The organism is Streptomyces sp. cf386 (assembly GCF_900103585.1).
Classification (GTDB): Bacteria; Actinomycetota; Actinomycetes; order Streptomycetales; family Streptomycetaceae; genus Streptomyces.
The window spans coordinates 46,615-65,303 of sequence record NZ_FNHV01000019.1 but is presented as its reverse complement, the minus strand read 5'-3'; the positions used below and the strand labels follow the sequence as shown (position 1 = coordinate 65,303).

Annotated in this window: 19 protein-coding genes and 1 pseudogene; 12 read left to right on the top strand and 8 right to left on the bottom strand. The window is 70.9% G+C overall.

Translation table 11 applies throughout. From position 1 onward, the window contains the following. Positions 1–44: 44 nt before the first annotated feature. The 3 genes from BLU79_RS36975 (at position 45) to BLU79_RS36965 (ending at position 2,604) form a co-directional block, all read left to right on the top strand. Positions 45–398, top strand: a complete 354-nt coding sequence (locus BLU79_RS36975; protein ID WP_093910374.1) for an ArsR/SmtB family transcription factor — start codon at positions 45–47, stop codon at positions 396–398. Then, the gene (locus BLU79_RS36970) at positions 391–1,029 is read left to right on the top strand and encodes an SRPBCC family protein (RefSeq protein ID WP_093910373.1); all 639 of its coding nucleotides are present in this window, start codon (positions 391–393) and stop codon (positions 1,027–1,029) included. Before BLU79_RS36975 ends, BLU79_RS36970 begins: the two co-directional genes overlap by 8 nt. A 198-nt stretch (positions 1,030–1,227) precedes the next feature. Then, the gene (locus BLU79_RS36965; RefSeq protein ID WP_093910372.1) at positions 1,228–2,604 is read left to right on the top strand and encodes a glycoside hydrolase family 10 protein; all 1,377 of its coding nucleotides are present in this window, start codon (positions 1,228–1,230) and stop codon (positions 2,602–2,604) included. A gap of 67 nt (positions 2,605–2,671) precedes the next feature. On the opposite strand, the gene BLU79_RS36960 is transcribed toward BLU79_RS36965, so the two are convergent. Continuing rightward, entirely contained in the window at positions 2,672–3,388 is a 717-nt protein-coding gene (locus BLU79_RS36960) for a lipoprotein (RefSeq protein ID WP_093910371.1), read from the bottom strand. A 103-nt stretch (positions 3,389–3,491) separates the two neighbouring features. On the opposite strand from BLU79_RS36960, the gene BLU79_RS36955 reads away from it, so the two are divergent. Then, the gene (locus BLU79_RS36955) at positions 3,492–4,283 is read left to right on the top strand and encodes a maleylpyruvate isomerase family mycothiol-dependent enzyme (RefSeq protein ID WP_093910370.1); all 792 of its coding nucleotides are present in this window, start codon (positions 3,492–3,494) and stop codon (positions 4,281–4,283) included. 42 nt (positions 4,284–4,325) lie between these two features. On the opposite strand, the gene BLU79_RS36950 is transcribed toward BLU79_RS36955, so the two are convergent. Beyond that, a complete protein-coding gene (locus BLU79_RS36950; RefSeq protein WP_093910369.1) occupies positions 4,326–4,952 on the bottom strand; it encodes an NADPH-dependent F420 reductase in 627 nt (208 codons plus the stop codon). A gap of 253 nt (positions 4,953–5,205) precedes the next feature. Between BLU79_RS36950 and BLU79_RS36945 the strand changes: the two genes are divergently transcribed. Next, on the top strand, positions 5,206–5,844 hold the full coding sequence (locus BLU79_RS36945; RefSeq protein ID WP_093910368.1) for a class I SAM-dependent methyltransferase: 639 nt from the start codon (positions 5,206–5,208) through the stop codon (positions 5,842–5,844). Between the two features lie 60 nt (positions 5,845–5,904). Here BLU79_RS36945 and BLU79_RS36940 read toward each other — a convergent pair whose 3' ends face one another. Together BLU79_RS36940 and BLU79_RS36935 are read right to left on the bottom strand one after the other, a co-directional pair. Beyond that, positions 5,905–7,497: a glycerol-3-phosphate dehydrogenase/oxidase gene (locus BLU79_RS36940; RefSeq protein WP_093910367.1), complete on the bottom strand. Its 1,593-nt coding sequence runs from the start codon at positions 7,495–7,497 to the stop codon at positions 5,905–5,907. Beyond that, positions 7,494–8,093: a TetR/AcrR family transcriptional regulator gene (locus tag BLU79_RS36935; RefSeq protein ID WP_093910366.1), complete on the bottom strand. Its 600-nt coding sequence runs from the start codon at positions 8,091–8,093 to the stop codon at positions 7,494–7,496. The genes BLU79_RS36940 and BLU79_RS36935 overlap by 4 nt, the downstream gene beginning before the upstream one ends. 73 nt (positions 8,094–8,166) lie before the next feature. Between BLU79_RS36935 and BLU79_RS36930 the strand changes: the two genes are divergently transcribed. Both BLU79_RS36930 and BLU79_RS36925 read left to right on the top strand, forming a co-directional pair. After that, on the top strand, positions 8,167–9,765 hold the full coding sequence (locus tag BLU79_RS36930; RefSeq protein ID WP_093910365.1) for an FAD-binding oxidoreductase: 1,599 nt from the start codon (positions 8,167–8,169) through the stop codon (positions 9,763–9,765). A gap of 98 nt (positions 9,766–9,863) precedes the next feature. Beyond that, entirely contained in the window at positions 9,864–10,745 is an 882-nt protein-coding gene (locus tag BLU79_RS36925; RefSeq protein ID WP_093910364.1) for a YegS/Rv2252/BmrU family lipid kinase, read from the top strand. Positions 10,746–10,790: 45 nt separating this feature from the next. Here BLU79_RS36925 and BLU79_RS36920 read toward each other — a convergent pair whose 3' ends face one another. Then, positions 10,791–11,156 (bottom strand): helix-turn-helix transcriptional regulator, encoded by a 366-nt coding sequence (locus BLU79_RS36920; RefSeq protein WP_093910363.1) that lies wholly within the window; start codon positions 11,154–11,156, stop codon positions 10,791–10,793. A 210-nt stretch (positions 11,157–11,366) separates the two neighbouring features. Between BLU79_RS36920 and BLU79_RS36915 the strand changes: the two genes are divergently transcribed. From BLU79_RS36915 to BLU79_RS36895, 5 genes and pseudogenes are all read left to right on the top strand, one after another. Further along, positions 11,367–12,065 (top strand): anti-sigma factor antagonist, encoded by a 699-nt coding sequence (locus tag BLU79_RS36915; protein ID WP_256333605.1) that lies wholly within the window; start codon positions 11,367–11,369, stop codon positions 12,063–12,065. Positions 12,066–12,111: 46 nt separating this feature from the next. Continuing rightward, complete coding sequence (locus tag BLU79_RS36910) at positions 12,112–12,564, top strand: flavodoxin family protein (protein WP_093910361.1); 453 nt, start codon at positions 12,112–12,114, stop codon at positions 12,562–12,564. A 184-nt stretch (positions 12,565–12,748) separates the two neighbouring features. Then, complete coding sequence (locus tag BLU79_RS36905) at positions 12,749–14,767, top strand: DUF1996 domain-containing protein (RefSeq protein ID WP_093910360.1); 2,019 nt, start codon at positions 12,749–12,751, stop codon at positions 14,765–14,767. A gap of 226 nt (positions 14,768–14,993) precedes the next feature. Continuing rightward, a pseudogene (locus BLU79_RS36900) lies at positions 14,994–15,804 on the top strand (IS5 family transposase). 72 nt (positions 15,805–15,876) lie between these two features. Continuing rightward, positions 15,877–16,314 (top strand): HflX-like GTP-binding protein, encoded by a 438-nt coding sequence (locus tag BLU79_RS36895; RefSeq protein WP_256333604.1) that lies wholly within the window; start codon positions 15,877–15,879, stop codon positions 16,312–16,314. A 38-nt stretch (positions 16,315–16,352) separates the two neighbouring features. On the opposite strand, the gene BLU79_RS36890 is transcribed toward BLU79_RS36895, so the two are convergent. From BLU79_RS36890 to BLU79_RS36880, 3 genes are all read right to left on the bottom strand, one after another. Beyond that, positions 16,353–17,102 (bottom strand): SDR family NAD(P)-dependent oxidoreductase, encoded by a 750-nt coding sequence (locus tag BLU79_RS36890; RefSeq protein WP_093910359.1) that lies wholly within the window; start codon positions 17,100–17,102, stop codon positions 16,353–16,355. A gap of 109 nt (positions 17,103–17,211) precedes the next feature. Next, on the bottom strand, positions 17,212–17,973 hold the full coding sequence (locus BLU79_RS36885; protein WP_093910358.1) for a YqjF family protein: 762 nt from the start codon (positions 17,971–17,973) through the stop codon (positions 17,212–17,214). Between the two features lie 48 nt (positions 17,974–18,021). Beyond that, positions 18,022–18,675 (bottom strand): TetR/AcrR family transcriptional regulator, encoded by a 654-nt coding sequence (locus BLU79_RS36880; RefSeq protein WP_093910357.1) that lies wholly within the window; start codon positions 18,673–18,675, stop codon positions 18,022–18,024. Between the last annotated feature and the right edge of the window lie 14 nt (positions 18,676–18,689).

The following is an 18,689-nucleotide window of genomic DNA, read 5'->3' as shown; positions in this document are numbered from 1 at the left end:
TTAAGTCTTGCCTTATATAAGCGATGGCTGGCATAGTGGGATCCATGCACGCCTTCGATGTGCTGGGTGATCCGGTCCGACGCCGGATATTGGAACTGCTCGCGGCCGGCGAGCAGGCATCGGGCCACATAGGTGCCGTGATCCAGGACGAGTTCGGGATCTCCCAACCAGCCGTGTCGCAGCACCTCCGGGTGCTGCGCGAGAGCGGCTTCGCGTCCGTGCGGGCGGAGGGCACCCGGCGGCTGTACGCCGTCGACGCCGCTCCGTTGCGGGAGGTGGACGCATGGCTGGAGAGATTCCGGGGTTTCTGGGAGCAGCGGCTCGACGCCCTCGAAACGGAACTCGCGCGGGGCAGGCGCGAACGCAGGCTGAGAAAGGAAGTGAGCGGGGATGAGTGAGATCGTCGACGAGTTGAACCGCCTGCACCGGCAGGTCGGTGTACGGCAGGTCGAGGCGGGCGAGGCCCGCACGGTGCTGTTGCGGCGTACGTACGACGCCGACATCGCCGATGTGTGGGACGCGGTGACGTCGCCCGAGCGGATCGGCCGCTGGTTCCTGCCGGTGAGCGGGGAGTTCAAGGTCGGCGGGCGGTACCAACTGGAGGGTCAGGCCGGCGGGGAGATCCTGCAGTGCGACGAGCCGACGCGGCTGCGGGTCAGCTGGCTGATGGGTCCTGACCCGGGGTTCAGCGAGGTCGAGCTGCGGCTCACGCCGGAGGGGGACGAGCGGACGGTGTTCGAGCTGGAGCACGTGGCCGTGGTGCCGCCCGAGTTCTGGGACCGGTTCGGTCCGGGAGCCGTGGGTGTCGGCTGGGACGGGGCGCTGCTGGGCCTCCGTATGCACCTCGCCGGCGGCGGGATGGGCAGGGAGGAGGCCGAGGCCTGGCAGGTCTCGGACGAAGGGAAGGCGTTCAACGCGCGGTCGGGCGACCTGTGGGGAGAGGCCTACGCCGCCTCGGGGGCCGACGAGGAGGCGGTGGCGGCCACGACTGCGGCGACGGTCGCGTTCTACACCGGGGCCGAGTCGTAGGCGGAATCGGGAACGTATCACGGAACGGTCGCTGGGCGGCTCGAAACTTTCGAGCTGCCCGCGGTCGCTTAGGGCCTTCTTGAGCCAACTCGAAGCGAGGGGTGTGCGGCCTGTTGACGGTTGAGGGTGGTGCTCCTAGGGTCTGCCGCGAAATTCGGAAATCCGTCCGAAACTTTCGAAGCAGAAGAAGGGGACAAGATGGTGACCCGCACATCCATCGACCCGCCTCCCGAGCGTCGGCCCCGACGCCCACGCACCCGCACCGCACTGGCCCTCGGCCTGTCCGGGCTCCTCGCCACGGCCGGCCTCACCGCCCTCGCGGGCACCGCCGAGGCCGCGAGCACGCTCGGCGCGGCAGCCGCCGAGAAGGGCCGCTACTTCGGCTCCGCGGTCGCGGCGAACCACCTCGGCGAAGCCCCGTACGTCTCGACCCTCAACACCGAGTTCAACTCGGTGACGCCGGAGAACGAGATGAAGTGGGACGCCACCGAGCGCACCCGCGGCACCTTCACCTTCGGCTCCGCCGACCAGATCGTGAACCACGCCCAGGGCAGGGGAATGAAGGTCCGCGGCCACACCCTGGTCTGGCACTCCCAACTGCCCGGCTGGGTCGGCGGCCTGGGCACCGCCGACCTGAGATCGGCGATGAACAACCACATCACCCAGGTCATGCAGCACTACAAGGGCAAGATCCACTCCTGGGACGTCGTCAACGAGGCCTTCCAGGACGGCAGCAGCGGCGCCCGGCGCAGCTCGCCCTTCCAGGACAAGCTCGGCGACGGCTTCATCGAGGAGGCCTTCCGCACCGCCCGTGCCGCCGACCCGGCGGCCAAGCTCTGCTACAACGACTACAACACCGACGGCGTCAACGCGAAGAGCAATGCCGTCTACAACCTGGTCAGGGACTTCAAGGCACGCGGCGTACCGATCGACTGCGTCGGCTTCCAGTCCCACTTCAACAGCGCCTCCCCGGTCCCGTCCGACTACCAGGCGAACCTGCAGCGGTTCGCGAACCTCGGCGTCGACGTGCAGATCACCGAGCTGGACATCGAGGGCTCGGGCACGGCCCAGGCCAACAGCTACAGCAACGTCGTGCGGGCCTGCCTGGCGGTCTCGCGCTGCACCGGCATCACCGTCTGGGGAGTCACCGACAAGTACTCGTGGCGCCCGGGCGGCACGCCCCTGCTCTTCGACGGCAACTACGCCAAGAAGCCCGCGTACAACGCGGTGCTGACCGCGCTCGGCGGATCCTCGGGCGGCACCCCCGGCGCCGCGTGCACGGCCACCTACAGCAAGGCCGAGGAGTGGAGCGACCGCTTCAACGGCAAGGTCACCATCACCGCGGGGAGTTCCGCGATCAGCGACTGGACGACGACCGTCACCGTGACGGCCCCGCAGAAGATCTCCGCCACCTGGAACGGCTCGCCCACCTGGGACAGCAGCGGCAACATCATGACGATGCGGCCGAACGGCAACGGCGGCCTGGCAGCCGGAGCTTCGACCAGCTTCGGCTTCACCGTCATGACGAACGGCACCGGCACGGCCCCCGCGATCGGATCCTGCACGGCGTCCTGACCGGCCCCGGGGAGGTGTCCGGCGCGGCGCACTCTCCGCCCGCGCCGGACACACCTGCACCGACTGCTCAGCCGATGCGCAGGGTCCGCTTGGCGAGTTCATACGCCGGACGCATCTCCCGGTGCTCCTCGGTGTCCATTCCGCCGAGGTGAATGACGACCGGCCCCTTCTCGGTGGTGACGGCCAGTGCGGTCTCCTCCTTCGTCTCCTCTAGGAGCTCGCTCGTGAAGAGGTACTTCACCTCGACACCGGAGACGTCGCCCGCCTTGAACGGGCTGTACTCGGCCTTGCTCGTGTTGTTCTCCGCCGCCACGAAGGCCTCCAGTACGGCGCGTGCGTCGTCGTCGCCCGGCTTGCCCGTCCAGACGCGCAGGAAGCCGATGTTCCCCGCCGGCTTGGCGTCGACCTCACACGCGGCCGCGACCGGGCCCTGGTACAGGATCGCGTCGGCGATCTCCTGGGCCAGCTCGGCCTCCTCGGGATCGGCGGAGGCGTCGGCACCGTCGGCCGCCTTCTCCTCGGCCGCCCCGTTGTCGATGGCCTCCGCCTCCCAGTCCTCGGCGATGTCGAAGGTGACGGGCAGCTCACAGGCCGACCCGGCGGCGCCGATGGTGCCGCCGCTCTTGACCGCCGTATCGCTCGCACCGCCCGCTTCTGCCGCCGCCGAAGCACTGGCCGAGGTCTTCGTGTCGTCCTCGGCCGCCCCCGAACAGCCCGTCAGCACCCCGGCCAGCAAAGCCGCCTGGGCCAGTCTTCGACGTGCCCGCCCTGCCCCCACCAGCATCGTGATCTCCCCACCCGATCCTGTTTTCTGATCTTGCTCAGACGGCACACAGTATCCGAGGCCACTGACAGGGCGGAGCGCTGCCCTGCGGCATCATGAGGCGATGACCTCGCTGACCTTCGGCCGCTACTGCAACGAGATCGTCAACCAGACCGAACGGCTCACCACTCACGTACGGGGCACGGACATGACCGCGCCGGTGCTCTCCTGCCCCGGCTGGAACCTCGGCCAACTGCTGCGGCACGTGGGCGGCGACCACCGCTGGGCCGAGGAGATCGTACGGACCCGGGCCGCCGGTCCCATCCCGGACGACCTGGTGAACGACCTGTCGGCGTACGCCCACGAGGACGAGGCGTTCCTGATCCCCTGGCTCATCGAGGGCGCCGCACGGCTCAGCGCCGCCCTGCGCGCCGCCGGTCCCGACGCACAGGCCTGGAACCCCTCCGAGGAACGGTCGGCGCCGGTGACGTTCTGGGCGCGACGCATGACCTACGAGACCGTCGTGCACCGCGCCGACGCGGCCCGGACGGCCGGAGCGGAGTTCGCGCTGGCGGCCGACCTGGCCGTCGACGCGATCGAGGAATGGCTGGAGTACTCGACCTTCCCCGAGGCGTTCGAGCCCGGGCCGGACCTACCAGACCTGCTCGGCCCCGACCGTACGCTCCACTTCGAGGCGAGCGACGAGGGAGACTGGCTCGTCGACCTCACCGGCGAACGGCCCGTCTGGCGCGCCGGGACCAGTGACGCGACCGCGACGGCCTGCGGCCCGGTGACGGACCTGCTCCTGTTCCTCTACCGGCGCCCCGCACCCACCGTCGTGACAGAGGGCGACACGGCACTGCTCGACCTCTGGCGGACCCGGGCGGGCTTCTGGCTGGAGGCACCGGGGGCGTGAACTCGCCACGCGCGTCCGGTGGTCGTCGTTGTGCGGCAACCTCTAGTCCGCGGCTTGCGTGACCACCTTGACGTTGAACGCGTGGTTCCCCAGACCGCCCGCGATGCCGATGAAGAGCAGGGCGAAGTGCTCCTGCCCGCGTGCCGTGGTGATGCCGCCGATGTCCAGCTGGGACGACGGCGGCCAGCCGAGGTCGGCGAGCAGCCGGCCGGTGGTCCGCTTGGCCTCGGCGTCGTCGCCGGAGAGGAAGACGGTGCTGGGACCGTCGAGACTGTCCGGCGCGATCATCACCGTGGAGTCCATGGTGCACAGCGTCTTGACGACGGGGGTCAGGGGAAACGCCTCCTGGATCTGTTCGCCCAGGCTGCTGTTGGGGTGCGAGAGCTCGGTGAAGTCGTCGGAGAGGCCGACCCCGACGTCGATCAGCAAGGTGCCGGCCAGCGCCGGCGCCCCGATGGACCGCAGCAGTTCCACGGAGACGTCCCCAGGGGTGGCGTTGACCAGTACCTCCGCGTGGGCAGCCGTCTCGCTCAGGTCTGCCACGGGGAGACCGAGATCCGTCCGTTCCTTCGGGTTGCGTGAGCCGAGGAGCACGTCGTGCCCCGCGGCGCTCCAACCATGGGCCAGTGCTCGTGCGACATTGCCGGTGCCGAGAAGTCCTATACGCATGCTGCGACGCTAACCGCGGCCGCCGCTCGCCGAATCGGACCGCGGGCCCAGGTGGACCGGCTCCAAGGTCGTAGTCCTTTGGTCGCTCGGTCGCTCGGTCGCCCGATGGTGTCGACCGGGACCTTTGCCGAACCGGCAAACAACCTTGGACCCCCTCCGAGGCGTCCTGCAGGCTTCTTACGGCGGACGGGCAGGCATCCCGCGATCGTCCGAGTCCCTGCACATCACCCACCCGCGCACTCCAGGAGGCACCATGACCGAGACCCCCGCCCTGAGGGCCGCCGAGTTCTGGGAGGCCCGCTACCGGGACGGCGGCCCTGTGTGGAGTGGCCGCCCCAACGCGCTGCTCGTGCGCGAGGCCGCTGACCTTCGGCCGGGCAGCGCGCTCGACCTCGGATGCGGCGAAGGGGCCGACGCGGTGTGGCTCACCACGCGGGGTTGGAGGGCCACCGGCGTCGACATCTCGCACACGGCACTGGAGCGTGCGGCGCTGCACGCCGCCGAGGCCGGGGTGAGCGACCGTACGGTCTGGGAACGGCATGTGCTGGGGGAGTCGTTCCCCGAGGGCTCATTCGACCTGGTGAACGCTCAGTATCTGCAGTCGCCGGTCCCCTTGGACCAGCAGCGGGTGCTGCGCCAGGCCGCGGCCGCGGTCGCCCCGGGCGGGACTCTGCTGATCGTCATGCACGCCAACTGGCCGTCCTGGCAGACCGAGCCGCCCTTCGAGGCGGAGTTCCCGACGCAGCGGGGCGTCCTCGACGAACTCGCGCTCCCGAAGGTCGACTGGACCGTGGAGACGCTGGACACGGTGCGCAGGGCGAGCGTGTCGCCGGAGGGCGTGGAGGGCTTCCGGGACGACCACGTGTGGCGGATCCGGCGCACGGAGGCCTGACGCACCCGCAGGCTCCACACCTCGCCCGGCTGCGGCCCCGCCCCACACCCACCTGTGCCCCTACACCTCGCCCACCTGCGCCGACACCTCGTCCAGCAGCCCGCGTGCGACATCCATCGCCGCCGTACGGTCCGCGGGCACCAGTCCGATGCGCGTGCGCCGATCCAGCAGGTCGGCCTCGTCCAGGGCGCCCTCGTGGCGTACGGCCCACAGCAGTTCGGCGCCGGTGACGGGATGACCCGGCAGCACGGGTTCTTCGAGCCGGGGGGTATGCGTGCCGAGCGCCTGGACGGCCGCTGCCTCGGTGCCGTAGCGCTGGACGAGGCGGCGCGGAGCCCGGACGGCGGCGAGCACCTCGCGTGACGCGGCGCCGACGAGGGGCAGGGAGGCGGTGGGGGAGGAGCCGGCGGTGATGCGGCGGGTGGCGACGGCGGCGTCGACGGCGTCCTCGGCCATGCGCCGGTAGGTCGTGAGCTTGCCGCCTACCACCGTGATCACGCCCTCCGACGAGGTGAGGACCGCGTGCCGCCGGGAGATGTCGGCGGTCCGTGGCGCCGCGCCCGACCGAGCCTCCGGCGTGGTGTCGAGCAGCGGGCGCAGACCCGCGAACGCACCGACCACGTCCTCGCGTTGGACCGGGACGTCCAGGACGGATCCGAGGACGTCGAGGAGGAACCCGATGTCCGTCTCGGGCACCTCCGGAACGTCGGGGATGTCGCCCTCGACGGGCTCGTCGGTGAGCCCGACGTAGACGCGGCCGTCGCCCTGGGGCAGGACGAGGACGAAGCGGTTCGTCTCTCCGGGGACCGGCACATGCAGCCCGGCGGGCAGCGGACCGAGGTGGTCGGAGCGCAGGACGAGGTGGGTGCCGCGAGAAGGGCGGATCCGGATGCCGTCCACCAGGCCGCCCGCCCAGACGCCGGACGCGTTGATCACGACGCGTGCCCTGATCTCGCCCTCCTCGCCGGTGAGTTCGTCACGGATCACCGCGCCGGACGCGGTGAGCCGCAGCACCCTCACCCGGGTCAGGATCCGCGCACCCCGCGCGGCGGCGGTGCGGGCGATCGCGGTCACCAGACGGGCGTCGTCGGTGAGCCGGCCGTCCCAGGACAGCAGGCCGCCGCGCAGGCCCTGGGGGCGCAGGGAAGGGGCGAGGTGCCGGGTCTCCACGGCGGAGAGCCGGCGCGGGGCGGGCAGGGTGGCGCGGGCCGTGCGGGCCGCGAGGCGAAGGGTGTCACCGGCCCGGAATCCGGCCCAGGCCAGGGCGGACTGGCCACGGGAGACCAAGGGTGTCAGGGGCAGCACGAAGGGCTGGGCCCGCACCAGATGCGGTGCCGTGCGCTCCATCAGCACCCCGCGCTCGACGGCGCTCTCATGGGCGACGTCGAGCTGCGCCGAGGCGAGATAGCGCAGCCCGCCGTGGATGAGCTTGCTGCTGAAGCGGGAGGTGCCGAAGGCCAGGTCGTGGGCGTCGACGGCGGCCACCGTCAGCCCACGGGCGGCGGCGTCCAGGGCGGCTCCGGCGCCGGTCGCGCCCAGCCCGACGACCAGGACGTCCACGGCCGGACCGCCGACGGTCTCGGCCAGTTCGCGTGCGCGCCGGGCGGCGGACAGTGACGATCCCGGAACCGGGGCAGGAGGGGTGGGGCTCATGGCGTCAGGGTCCTCTCCAGGATGCTGCGCAGTTCCACGAGGAAGGCCTCGCCGCTCAGGTCGGGGTCGTCCTCGTCGGTCATGGTGCGCAGGGACAGCGTGAAGGACTGGACGATCAACAGCAGTGCGCGCGCCTGCCGTTCGACGTGTCCGGTGCGCACCGACCCGTCCGCGTGGCCCTCGCGCACGGCATCGCCCAGCAGCGCGAGCAGGGCCTCCTGGCTCGCACCGCGGCGGTCGAGGACGTAGGGCAGGAGCAGTTCCGGATCGACGTCGACGATCTTCCGGAAGAGGGGATGGACCCGGAAGGCCTCCACTCCGGCCACCAGGCCGTCGACGATCAGGCCGCGCGCGTCGGCCCCGGTGCGCCGCTCGGGCATGGCCCCGGTGGCCACCGCGACCCATTCCCGGGTCATCAGGTCCCCCACCAGCGAGCGCACATCGGGCCAGCGCCGGTACAGCGTCATCCGGGAGACACCCGCACGGCGGGCCACGTCGGTCAGTGTCGTACGGCGGACACCGACGGCCAGGACGCAGTCGCGCACCGCGTCGAGCACCGCGTCGCTGTCCGAGTGGTTGTGACGAATAGGCGTCATGTGTCACAGTGTAACGCCTGCGGGGCCGTCCGGGACACGGCATCGCTCGAATCGACCGGTGAGGACGACCGCCATGGACATGTTGTGGAGCGGCTGGGGCGACCCGGCCAAGGCGGCGCCGCTGCCCGAGAGCGTCACGGGGCTGCTGCGCGATCTGCTCGGCGTCAAGCCGCGCACCGCCGGGCCGGTCGCCCTGGAGGACGTCGCCGTACCCGAGCCGCGGCTCGAACCCGCCGCCCGCCAGGCCCTGTTCGGCGCCGTGGGTGGTGAGGAGCACGTCCGCCTCGACGCGGAGGCCCGGATCCGCCACACGCGCGGCAAGTCCACTCCCGACCTGCTGCGGATGCGTGAGGGCGACGTCGACGACATCCCCGCGGCCGTCGTCCTCCCCGCCGACCACGACGAGGTGGCCGCCGTCTTGCGCGTCTGCGCCGAGCACGGCCTGCCCGTGGTCCCGTTCGGCGGCGGCACCTCCGTCGTCGGCGGCCTCGCCCCCGCCCGACGGGGCCCCTTCGTCGCCCTGGACCTGCGCCGCATGGACCAGTTGCTCGCCCTCGACCCGGTCTCCCGCACCGCCACCCTGCAACCGGGCCTGCGCGCCCCGCAGGCCGAGGCGCTGCTGGCCGAACACGGCTTCACCCTCGGCCACTTCCCCCAGTCCTACGAGTGGGCGACCATCGGCGGATTCGCCGCCGCCCGCTCCAGCGGCCAGGCGTCCGCCGGCTACGGTCGCTTCGACGAAATGGTCCTGGGCCTGACCCTCGCCACCCCCGAGGGCACCATCGACACCGGCCGTGCCCCGCGCTCGGCAGCCGGTCCGGACCTCCGCCAGCTCCTCCTCGGCTCGGAAGGCGCCTTCGGCGTCATCACATCCGTCACGGTACGGATCCGCCCCGTCCCCGAGACATGCGTGTACGAGGGCTGGCGCTTCGCCTCCTTCGAGGAAGGCGCCGCGGCACTGCGCCGCCTCGCCCAGGACGGGCCGCGCCCCACGGTGCTGCGGCTGTCCGACGAGACCGAGACGCTGATCGGCCTCGCCCAGCCCGACGCGATCGGCGCCGCCGTCGCCGGGCAGCAGCCCACGGGATGCATGGCGATCACCGGCTACGAGGGCACGGACGAGGACACCTCGCACCGCCGGGAGAAGGCCGCCGCCGTCCTGCGCGAGTGCGGCGGAACCCCGCTCGGCGAGGAACCGGGACAGCGCTGGGCGCACGGCCGCTACTCGGCCCCCTACCTGCGGGACTCCCTGCTGGACGCCGGGGCGTTCGCCGAGACACTGGAGACGGCGGCCTTCTGGTCACGCGTCCCCGAGCTGTACGCGTCCGTCCGTGACGCCCTCACCACCACGCTCACCGAATCCGGCACCCCGCCCCTGATCATGTGCCACATCTCGCACGTCTACGAGAACGGCGCCTCGCTGTACTTCACCGTCGTCTCCGCACAGGGCGACGACCCGGTGGCGCACTGGGAGAAGGCCAAGCACGCGGCCAACGAGGCGATCCTCGCCGCGGGCGGCACCATCAGCCATCATCACGGCGTGGGCACCGACCACCGGGACTGGTACGTCCGTGAGGCCGGCCCCCTGGGTATCGAGGCGCTGCGCGCGGTGAAGCGCCGACTGGACCCGGCGGCACTGCTCAACCCCGGCGTCCTGCTGCCCCTCGACTGATCCTGCCGACCCTCGACCGACCCCGCATCCACGCACTCCCTCCGCTCACGCCGCCCCGCCTCCGGCAGCGCCCTCCCGTCGGCCCGAAAGGCACACCGATGCGACAGTTCACCGCCATCGTCAACCCCACGGCCGGCGGGTCCGCCTCAGCGGCCGCGCTGCTGCAGGTGGCCCGGCAGTTGCGGGAGGCCGGGGCCGGCCTCGAGACCGAGTACAGCCGCAGCCTGGACCACGCCCGGGAGCTCGCCCGGGACGCCGGGCAGCGGGGCCGGGTGGTGCTCGCCGTCGGCGGTGACGGGATCGCCGGTGGCGTCGGAGGAGCCCTCAGCGGCACCGACGCCCTGCTCGGCCTCGTCCCGGCCGGCCGCGGCAACGACTTCGCCCGGGCGCTGAACCTGCCCACCGACCCGACGGCACTCGCACGGGTGCTGCTCCACCACGAGCCCCGCAACGTCGACACCATCGAGGTCGAGTCGGCCGTCCACGACCGCACGGTGGTCCTCGGCAGCGTGTACGCGGGCGTCGACGCACTCGCCAACCGCCACGCCAACAACGCCACACTGCTGCGCGGGGCGGCCTCCTACTACGCCGGGGGACTGCGCGCCGTCACCACCTGGCGCCCGGCCCGCTACCGGGTCACCGTCGACGGCGTGGAACACCCGCACACCGGCTACACGGTCGTCGCCGCCAACTCCGGCTATTACGGCTCCGGCCGCCTCATCGCCCCCGATGCCCGTGTGGACGACGGCCTGCTGGACGTGGTGATGATCCGTGAGGCGCCCCGCCGGCTGTTCTTCGCCCTGATGAACGACCTCAAGACGGGCGCCCACGTCCACCGCCCCCAGGTGCGGATCCTGCGGGGCAGGGAGATCCGCATCGAGGCCGACCGCGAGGTGCCCTACGGCGCGGACGGCGAGGTCGAGGCGATCCTGCCGGTCACGGTGAGAGTCCTGCCGGGAGCGCTGCGCGTGCTCTGCTGAGCCCCGGTCAGGGGTGCCGCGTCCGCGAGCTGGTGCGGCGACCGCTCATTCGCCGTCGATCGGCATCCGCTGACGCGCAGCCCTCAACTGATCGGAGACCGTGCTGCGGGCGGCCTCGTCCTGCACGAGCAGCGAGAGCAGTGCGGCGACGGGCAGTCCGGCTTCGGCGGGGTGACGCAGCACCTTGTCGGGGTCGATCAGGTAGGTGTTGGTGCGTCCCTCGCGGGTGTGGGACAGATAGCCGTCCCGCTCAAGATCAGAAATGATCTTCTGAACCGCACGTTCCGTGAGTCGGCAGTGCGCGGCGATATTCCGGATCCGGACGTTCGGGTTGTCGGCGATGGCCGCCAGTACGCGGGCATGGTTCGTCAGGAACGTCCATCCGGTGTGCGGCTCAGGGACTCCGTCCATGGACCAAGACTACGACTGGTTGTTCACGTATACAAAAACACGCACTACATTTCATGTATCTATTGACGTGTCCTGTAGTTCCGGTTCAGTCTGGTAGCGAGATGGGGAGCAGCTGAAGGAGAGGCGGTCATGCCAGAGCTCGCGTCCTCTGCACACCCCCCTGGCGGAGGCAGTGCCAACCGTGCGGACACCGCAGGCGTAACGGCGGCGGTGTCACAGCGCCCGCTGGTCACCGGCCTGCGCCGGGACGGCGACCGGATCATCGTGAAGATCCGTGGAGAACTCGATCTCGACACCAGTGAGCAGTTCCGAAGCGTCCTGCGCGAAGCCCTGAGCCGCTCGGTCCGCGGCATCGACCTGGACCTCGAGGACGTCACCTTCTGCGACTGCTCCGCCCTCAACATCCTGCTCGGCCTGCGCCACCGAGCGCTGGAGCAGGCCAAGACGGTCACCGTCCACTCCACCGGTTCCGCAGTCGATCGCCTGCTCACTCTGTCCGGCACGCGGACGCTGTTCCCCCACTCGGGCCCGGTCGGAGAGGACGCCGCGGACCGGCACGACCAGCACATGGCAGCGCCCGAAGTCGCCGATCGCGACCTGCGGATCGAAGTCGCCCAGCTGCGCCGGGCCATGCAGACCCGGCCGACCATCGACCTGGCCCGGGGCATCCTGATGGCCTCGTTCAGCCTGACCTCCGAGGAGGCCTGGACGGTCCTCGTCGCGGCCTCCCAGAACACCAACACCAAACTGCACTCGCTGGCCGGAGACCTGGTCACCGCCGTGAAGGGCGACGCGCTGCCCGAAGCCGTCCAGGAGCAGCTGTCGTGCGCGGTCGCCAGGGTCAACCCCTTCTCGGCAACCACGCCAGAACCGGCGGAGGAGCAGAGCCCCGCACAGGCCGCCGACTGAACCGTCGCGGTTGCGTCCACCGGCGGCGCGGCGGCAGGGTTCGGATGTGCCTACCTTGCTGATCGTCCATCACACCCCCTCGCCCAACTGCCAGGCCATGCTCGAAGCCGTCGTCTCCGGTGCCACGGCGCCGGAGATCGAGAACGTCCAGGTCGTGCGGCGACCCGCACTGTCGGCCACGGCCACCGACGTACTGGAAGCCGATGCCTACCTGCTGGGCACCCCGGCGAACCTCGGCTACATCTCCGGGGCCCTCAAGCACTTCTTCGACCAGATCTACTACCCGTGCCTGGACGCGACCCGAGGCCGGCCCTTCGGCTACTACGTGCACGGCGGCAGCGACGTCACCGGGGCCGTCAGGGCGATCGACACCATCACGACCGGCCTCGACTGGCGCCGCGCCGCACAACCCGTGACGGTGACGGGCGAGCCGGGCAAGACCGACACCGAGGCCTGCTGGGAACTGGGCGCGACGCTCGCCGCCGGCCTCATGAACTGACCTCCGTTGTAAGGAATTTCTGTGAATCTGTGAGGCGGTTGAACACAACGCCGCGCGCCTCCGTATTAGGCCGGGGGATTTTCATGCCCTGACCACGACGAGGCGTAGGAGTACTTCCTTGGGACGCAGCACGCGAAGACGCCCCACGGGCGCACGGCGCGCGACCTTTGCAGCGGTCGCGCTGATGTTGGGCGGCGGCGGCCTGGTTGCGGCCAACGTCTACGCCTCGGCCACCGAGGACGGCGGAACCGAACAGGCCCGGACGCTGTCCTCCCCGGCCGGCACGATCGACTGCCCGGACGTCGGCAGCAAGCTGACGGCCGTGCCGGATGCGGCGAAGGAGGACGTCGCCAAGGAACTCGCCCTCCTGGACCAGCAGATAGCCGACGCCTACCAGCGCCTGCTGGAGTCGGCCCAGGCCGTCCAGCAGGACGCGGGCTTCGCCGACAGCGCGATCATGATTCCGCTGAAGGACAAGCGCACGGCGACGATCGAACGCATCGCCATCGCCATCGAGGGCGCGGGGGAACGGCCACAAGGCCTGGAGTCCCTCGCGCCCTGCACCCTGCGCGCCGCCGAGAGCGGCAACGGCGACCAGGGCGACGCCGGCCAGAACGAGGGCGGCGACAACCAGGCGGGCGAGGACCAGGGCGACCAGCAGCCCGAGAACGGCGGCCAGACCGGTGACGCAGGCCAGGCCGGAAATGGTGGCCAGGCCGGCAACGGCCCGGTCGCGGCGGACTTCGCGGACATCAAGACCGTGCAGCCGAACGTGGCCGGCCAGGACGCCCAGAAGGGCGCCTCCCGCGGCACCTTCGCCACCAGCTGCGGCGTGAACGAGAACGGCCTGTTCAACTCCGACAACGTCATCGTGGCCCCCGGTGTCTCCAACGGCGCCCACCACTTCCACGACTACGTCGGCAACCAGTCCAACGACGCCTTCGCGAGCGACGAGGACCTGGCCGGCGCCGAGACGACCTGTGTCGACCAGGGCGACAAGTCCTCCTACTTCTGGCCGGTCCTGCGTCTGCAGAACGGCGCCCAGGAGCAGGACGCCAACTCGCCCGGCGGCGGCATCGAGGGCAACGCCGGTGAGATCGTCACGCCCAAGGCAGTGACGATGACGTTCGTCGGCAGCCCGCGCGGCAAAGTCACCGAGATGCCGCGACTGCTGCGCATCATCACCGGCGACGCCAAGGCGTTCGTCAACGGCACCGCCAACGCCAACGCCTCCTGGAGCTGCACCGGCTTCGAGGACCGGCAGCTGAAGGACAAGTACCCGCTGTGCCCGCAGGGCAGCGACGTGGTGCGCACCTTCAAGTTCCAGAGCTGCTGGGACGGACAGAACATCGACAGCGCCAACCACCGCACCCACGTGGCGTTCGCGGCGGCCGACGGCACTTGTGCGAACGGCTTCCAGGCCATCCCGCAGCTGGTGCAGCGGATCGTGTACGACGTCGACGCGCCCAGCCTCCAGGACGGCGGGAAGACGACCCCGCTGTTCGCCGTGGACTCCTTCCCCGAGCAGTTGCACAAGCCGGTCACCGATCACGGCGACTTCATCAACGTCTTCGACGAGGGCCTGATGGGGCAGATGGTGGACTGCATCAACGAGGGTCGGAAGTGCGGAGCAGGAGCCGGCGACGGTGACGGCGGGGACGGTGACGGTGGCGACCCGGGCCAGGAGGAGCCGACCCAGCAGCCGACCGAAGCGCCCACCACCCCGCCCGCCGATGACGACGAGACGGCGCCCGGCGACGGCAACGGCGGGAACGAGCAGACGGACCCGCCGGCGACCGACGACCCCGCCACCGAGGAGCCGGCGACGGAAGAGCCGGCCACCGAGGCACCCGGGAACGACGAGCCCGGCAACGACGTGCCCGCCACCGAACCGGCGAAGGACGACAAGCCCACCGTGTCGAGCACGGTGGCGCCCAAGTCCTCCGGAACCCCGTCGGCCGACGCGGACGCGACCGCTCCGGCCCAGGGCGGCTCGGGCAACGACGACGAGGGCGACGCTGCGCAGCAGACACAGCCCGCCGCTGTCGGCGACGACACCGAGGACAGCTTGGGGACGAAGCCGCAGGCGGTCGGGGGCGACCTGGCCGAGACGGGCACCACTGTGTGGCCGGCCGCGGCCGGCGCCGTCCTCCTCATGGGCGGCGGCCTGCTGCTGATGCGCACCAGGCGCCGCACCCGATGACGGTGACGACACACCGGAACGCCGCCTGACGCGGTGACGTTCCCCAGGGCCCGGACCGGACTTCCCGGTTCGGGCCCCTCGCTTTCGCGGGGCGCCCAAGAGGTCCGTGGCGGCGTCCTAGGGTCTGTTTCATAAGTGGATCAAGGTTTGTCATGATCCACTCGTGGGGCGTGGAGATCTGACGAGCGAGCAATGGGCCAGGCTGGAGCCGTTGTTGCCGGTGGGCATGAAGCCGGGGCGGCCTCCGGTCTTGTCCAAACGGCAGCTGATTAACGGCATACGCTGGCGGACGCGGACCGGAGCGCCTTGGCGCGACGTTCCCTCACGCTACGGCGAGTGGGAGACCGTCTAGGGCCTCTTTCGGCGCTGGCAGCGCGACGGAACCTGGAGCCGGATCCTCACCCAGCTGCAGGCTGAAGCCGACGCAAGAGGTCTGATCACCTGGGACGTGAGCGTGGACTCCACGGTCGCGCGGGCACATCAGCACGCTGCAGGCGCCCGCAAAAGGGGGATCTGCAGCGGGACAAACCCGGCGGAGCCGTAGCCGAGCCCGCCGACCACGGGCTCGGACGCTCACGCGGTGGACTGACCACGAAGGTGCACCTGGCGGTCGAGCACGGACAGAAGCCGCTGTCCTTCCTGGTCACCGCCGGCCAGCGACATGACAGCCCCCAGTTCAAGCCGGTCCTGGAGCGCATCCGGGTGCCGCGCGTGGGCGTCGGCAGGCCGCGCCGCCGCCCAGGGCGAGTGCGGGCAGACAAGGCCTACGGATCCCGAGCCAACCGCGACTACCTGCGCAAACGTGGGATCCGCTGCACGATTCCGGAGAAGTCCGACCAGGTCCGCAACCGCAAGAAGCTCGGCACCCGAGGCGGCCGTCCGCCGAAGTTCGACAAGGTCGACTACCGCGAGCGCCATGCGGTCGAATGCGGGATCAACCGCCTCAAGCGCCATCGAGCGGTGGCCACAGGTACGACAGGCTGGCCGTCCGCTACGAGGCCACCGTCACCATCGCCGTCATCAACGAATGGCTCTGATCTGCTCGGCCAACCTCGGCCAGGGAGAAACGCGGTATCGCTGCAGGTGCCCGGGCTTCTAGCCTGTGGTCCATGCATCAGCCCAGACGGCGCGACCGGCGCCTTGCTCGCCGCGTGCCACCGGAGCGGGTCCGGCGCCAGTCCTCGCAGCTCACGGCTGCCGGGGCTGATGTGGTTCTGGTTGGCTACTTCTCGGCGAAGCAGAAGGACTTCGAAGCGCTCATGACGTCGGCAGCTGCAGAACTGGCAGCGCGGGGTGCTCGGGTCATCGTGCACATTGTGCAGCGGCGAGGCGTCTCGGACGGCGGGGTTCAGAAGATGGGCCTGCCCTACTCCTCGCGGACTCTGCTGAGCTATGGAAAGGTCCGCGAGGTGGCTCAGGCGTGCGACCAAGCCAAAGCTGACGCGGTAATCTTCGTTGCCTCTTTGACCGAGCGCCAGCAGCGCGTGCTGACAGCAATGCTTGGCCGCCCCGCCGTAAGCCTCTCCGACATCCTCGCCGCCGACTGACCGCGGACTCGAAACGAAACGGGCTTATGAAACAGGCCCTAGTCCACGATGGCGCCGCAGGAGATGTTCACGTCGGTCGAGGTGAGCGTGCGCGCCCGGTCCGAGGCGACGAAGGCGGCCACGTCACCGACGTCCGCGAGGGTCGCCGCCCGGCCGAGCTGCGTCGCCTCGACCAGGCTGTCGACGATCTCTTTGCTGCCGGGGAACCCGTCGGGCAGGCTCTCCGGCACCCCTCCGGACTTCAGCGTCACGACCCGGACGCCCTGCGGGCCCAGCTCGACGGCCCACTGGCGGCGCAGCCCCTCCAACGCGTCCAGCGCGATCTTGAAGCCCCCGAGGCCGGGCAGCGTCTGCGGCCCACCGCCGCCGAAGACGAGGATGACTCCCGTACCGCGCGAGGCCATGTGCCGTGCCGCGGCCCGGGTCGTCAGGAACTGCGACCGCATCGCGGTCACGATCGGCTGGAGGAAGTCCGCCTCGGAGATCTCCATCAGCGGTTTCTGGACATCTCCGTAGCCGATGGCGTTGAACGAGATGTCGAGCCGCCCCGTCCGTGCCGCGATGTCGTCGACGAATGAGTCGACCGCCGCCGCCTCCCGCGCGTCGACCACGGCGGTCTCCGCCGTACCACCCGCGGCACGGACACCCTCGGCAAGCCTGTCCAGCGATGCCGCCGTGCGCCCGGCGAGGAAGACCCGGGCCCCCTCGCGGGCGAAGGCGCGCGCCGCCGCTCCGCCGATGGAGCCGCCCGCGCCGTACACCACCGCGACCTTGTCCTTCAGCAACATGATCGAACTCCGTCCTGATCGGCTGGAGACTGTCCGGCCGCTCGGCGCGGCCCCAGCCCTCATCCGATACGTCGGCGCCGAGCTCCGGAATTCGACACGCGCACACCGATCACGGGGTGGGAATGCCCGCGGGACGCGCAGGGCGGCCCAGGCGGACAGGGACGCCGGGGGAGTACAGGATGCTGACCGGAGCGGTGCTCGGAGCGGGCAGCCCGCCCGCGGTGACGAGGTTCTCCTCGCAGGTGATCAGCTCGGCGCGGTACAGCGGCCAGCGAGGGTGCTGGTTGGGCAGGTACGCCAGCTGCTCGGGCCCGCCGAAGAAGGCGTTGTGCATGCCCCAGCGGGCGGTGAGGAAGTGCTCCAGCTCGGTGGGTTCCTCGATGCGTTCACCGGGCCGCACGGAGATACGGCTGTACGCGCCGCGCGGGCCGGGCCAGCGCCGGGAACTGGTGTAGGTGACGGTGTCACCGGCCGTGCGCACGGTCATCCGGGACCACAGGTACGGCAGCCGGAAGCCGACGCGCCCCATCACGACCGGGATCAGCCGTGCGGCGTCCATCGACCGGAACACGACACCGCGTCGCCCGTGCGCGTCCACGGAGTACAGGCGGACGTTGGTCTCGGGAAAGGTCCCGAGATACGGCACCCCGGGCAGCCGCAGCCAGCCGACCCGATGCATCCGGAAGGCCACGAGCCCGACGTACGTGACCCCGTCATGCGTGTCCGGAACGGTCCCTCTCGGCAACAGTCCCGCCACGGAGTCCGGTTCGACGGCCCAGTGGACGAAGGCGAGGTCGAGCCACTCCTGGGTGAGCAGCGGAGTGCGTATGCGGGTGGGCGCGTCCGGGGTGACAGGAGTGGGTTTCGGCACGACGCCAGCATGGCAGAGCCGGAATCCGCGCCGCCTCGGAGCCCGAAGTCATCGACCCCGTGCGGAGACATCGGCCAGATACCCGCGCAGCATGATCCCGGCCTCGTCGAGGAGGCCCGGATCGCCCTCGGGGTCACGACGGAACGCCTCCTGGGCGAGGGCGTCGGCGGCGAGGACCGCCGCGTGGCAGGCCCGGCCGAGCGCCTCGTCGTCGCGGGCGATGCCGAGAGCCAGGAGGACACGCCGGACACCGTCCGCCATCCGGCGTTTGTGCTCACGGTCCGCCGCCCGGGTCTGCTCGGTGAGGCTGCTGCCGAACCACAGCGCGCGGAAGCCGTGCTCGGTGCGGTAGATGGCGGCGTAGGCGTCGATGAGCACACCGACGGGGTCGTCCCACTGCTCGGCGGCGGCCGTGCGGACCAGATCGTCCATCGCGGCCTCGAGCCGGGCGAGGTACCCGGCCGCGAGCGCGTCGATGATGGCGTCGCGGTCGGGCAGGTACTGATACAGCGAACCGACCGAGACGTTCGCCTCCGCCGCGACCCTGGTCGTGGTGAGCGCCTGGACCCCTTCCCGGACCAGGACCCGTTCGGCGGCCTGAAGGACCCGGGCCAACCGTGCTTTGCTGCGCGCCTGTCGGGGAGTGCGGCGCAGCGGAACGGGCCAGGTGCCGCCCTGCTCGGGAGGTGCCGGATCACCCATGCACAGCCTCCGAA

What these genes read in the sequence shown, in the direction of transcription:
- BLU79_RS36975 (WP_093910374.1), top strand. Translation starts at nt 45, where the DNA reads ATGCACGCCTTCGATGTGCTGGGTGATCCGGTCCGACGCCGGATATTG.
- BLU79_RS36970 (WP_093910373.1), top strand. Translation starts at nt 391, where the DNA reads ATGAGTGAGATCGTCGACGAGTTGAACCGCCTGCACCGGCAGGTCGGT.
- BLU79_RS36965 (WP_093910372.1), top strand. Translation starts at nt 1,228, where the DNA reads ATGGTGACCCGCACATCCATCGACCCGCCTCCCGAGCGTCGGCCCCGA.
- BLU79_RS36960 (WP_093910371.1), bottom strand. Translation starts at nt 3,388, where the DNA reads ATGCTGGTGGGGGCAGGGCGGGCACGTCGAAGACTGGCCCAGGCGGCT.
- BLU79_RS36955 (WP_093910370.1), top strand. Translation starts at nt 3,492, where the DNA reads ATGACCTCGCTGACCTTCGGCCGCTACTGCAACGAGATCGTCAACCAG.
- BLU79_RS36950 (WP_093910369.1), bottom strand. Translation starts at nt 4,952, where the DNA reads ATGCGTATAGGACTTCTCGGCACCGGCAATGTCGCACGAGCACTGGCC.
- BLU79_RS36945 (WP_093910368.1), top strand. Translation starts at nt 5,206, where the DNA reads ATGACCGAGACCCCCGCCCTGAGGGCCGCCGAGTTCTGGGAGGCCCGC.
- BLU79_RS36940 (WP_093910367.1), bottom strand. Translation starts at nt 7,497, where the DNA reads ATGAGCCCCACCCCTCCTGCCCCGGTTCCGGGATCGTCACTGTCCGCC.
- BLU79_RS36935 (WP_093910366.1), bottom strand. Translation starts at nt 8,093, where the DNA reads ATGACGCCTATTCGTCACAACCACTCGGACAGCGACGCGGTGCTCGAC.
- BLU79_RS36930 (WP_093910365.1), top strand. Translation starts at nt 8,167, where the DNA reads ATGGACATGTTGTGGAGCGGCTGGGGCGACCCGGCCAAGGCGGCGCCG.
- BLU79_RS36925 (WP_093910364.1), top strand. Translation starts at nt 9,864, where the DNA reads ATGCGACAGTTCACCGCCATCGTCAACCCCACGGCCGGCGGGTCCGCC.
- BLU79_RS36920 (WP_093910363.1), bottom strand. Translation starts at nt 11,156, where the DNA reads ATGGACGGAGTCCCTGAGCCGCACACCGGATGGACGTTCCTGACGAAC.
- BLU79_RS36905 (WP_093910360.1), top strand. Translation starts at nt 12,749, where the DNA reads ATGTTGGGCGGCGGCGGCCTGGTTGCGGCCAACGTCTACGCCTCGGCC.
- BLU79_RS36895 (WP_256333604.1), top strand. Translation starts at nt 15,877, where the DNA reads ATGCATCAGCCCAGACGGCGCGACCGGCGCCTTGCTCGCCGCGTGCCA.
- BLU79_RS36890 (WP_093910359.1), bottom strand. Translation starts at nt 17,102, where the DNA reads ATGTTGCTGAAGGACAAGGTCGCGGTGGTGTACGGCGCGGGCGGCTCC.
- BLU79_RS36880 (WP_093910357.1), bottom strand. Translation starts at nt 18,675, where the DNA reads ATGGGTGATCCGGCACCTCCCGAGCAGGGCGGCACCTGGCCCGTTCCG.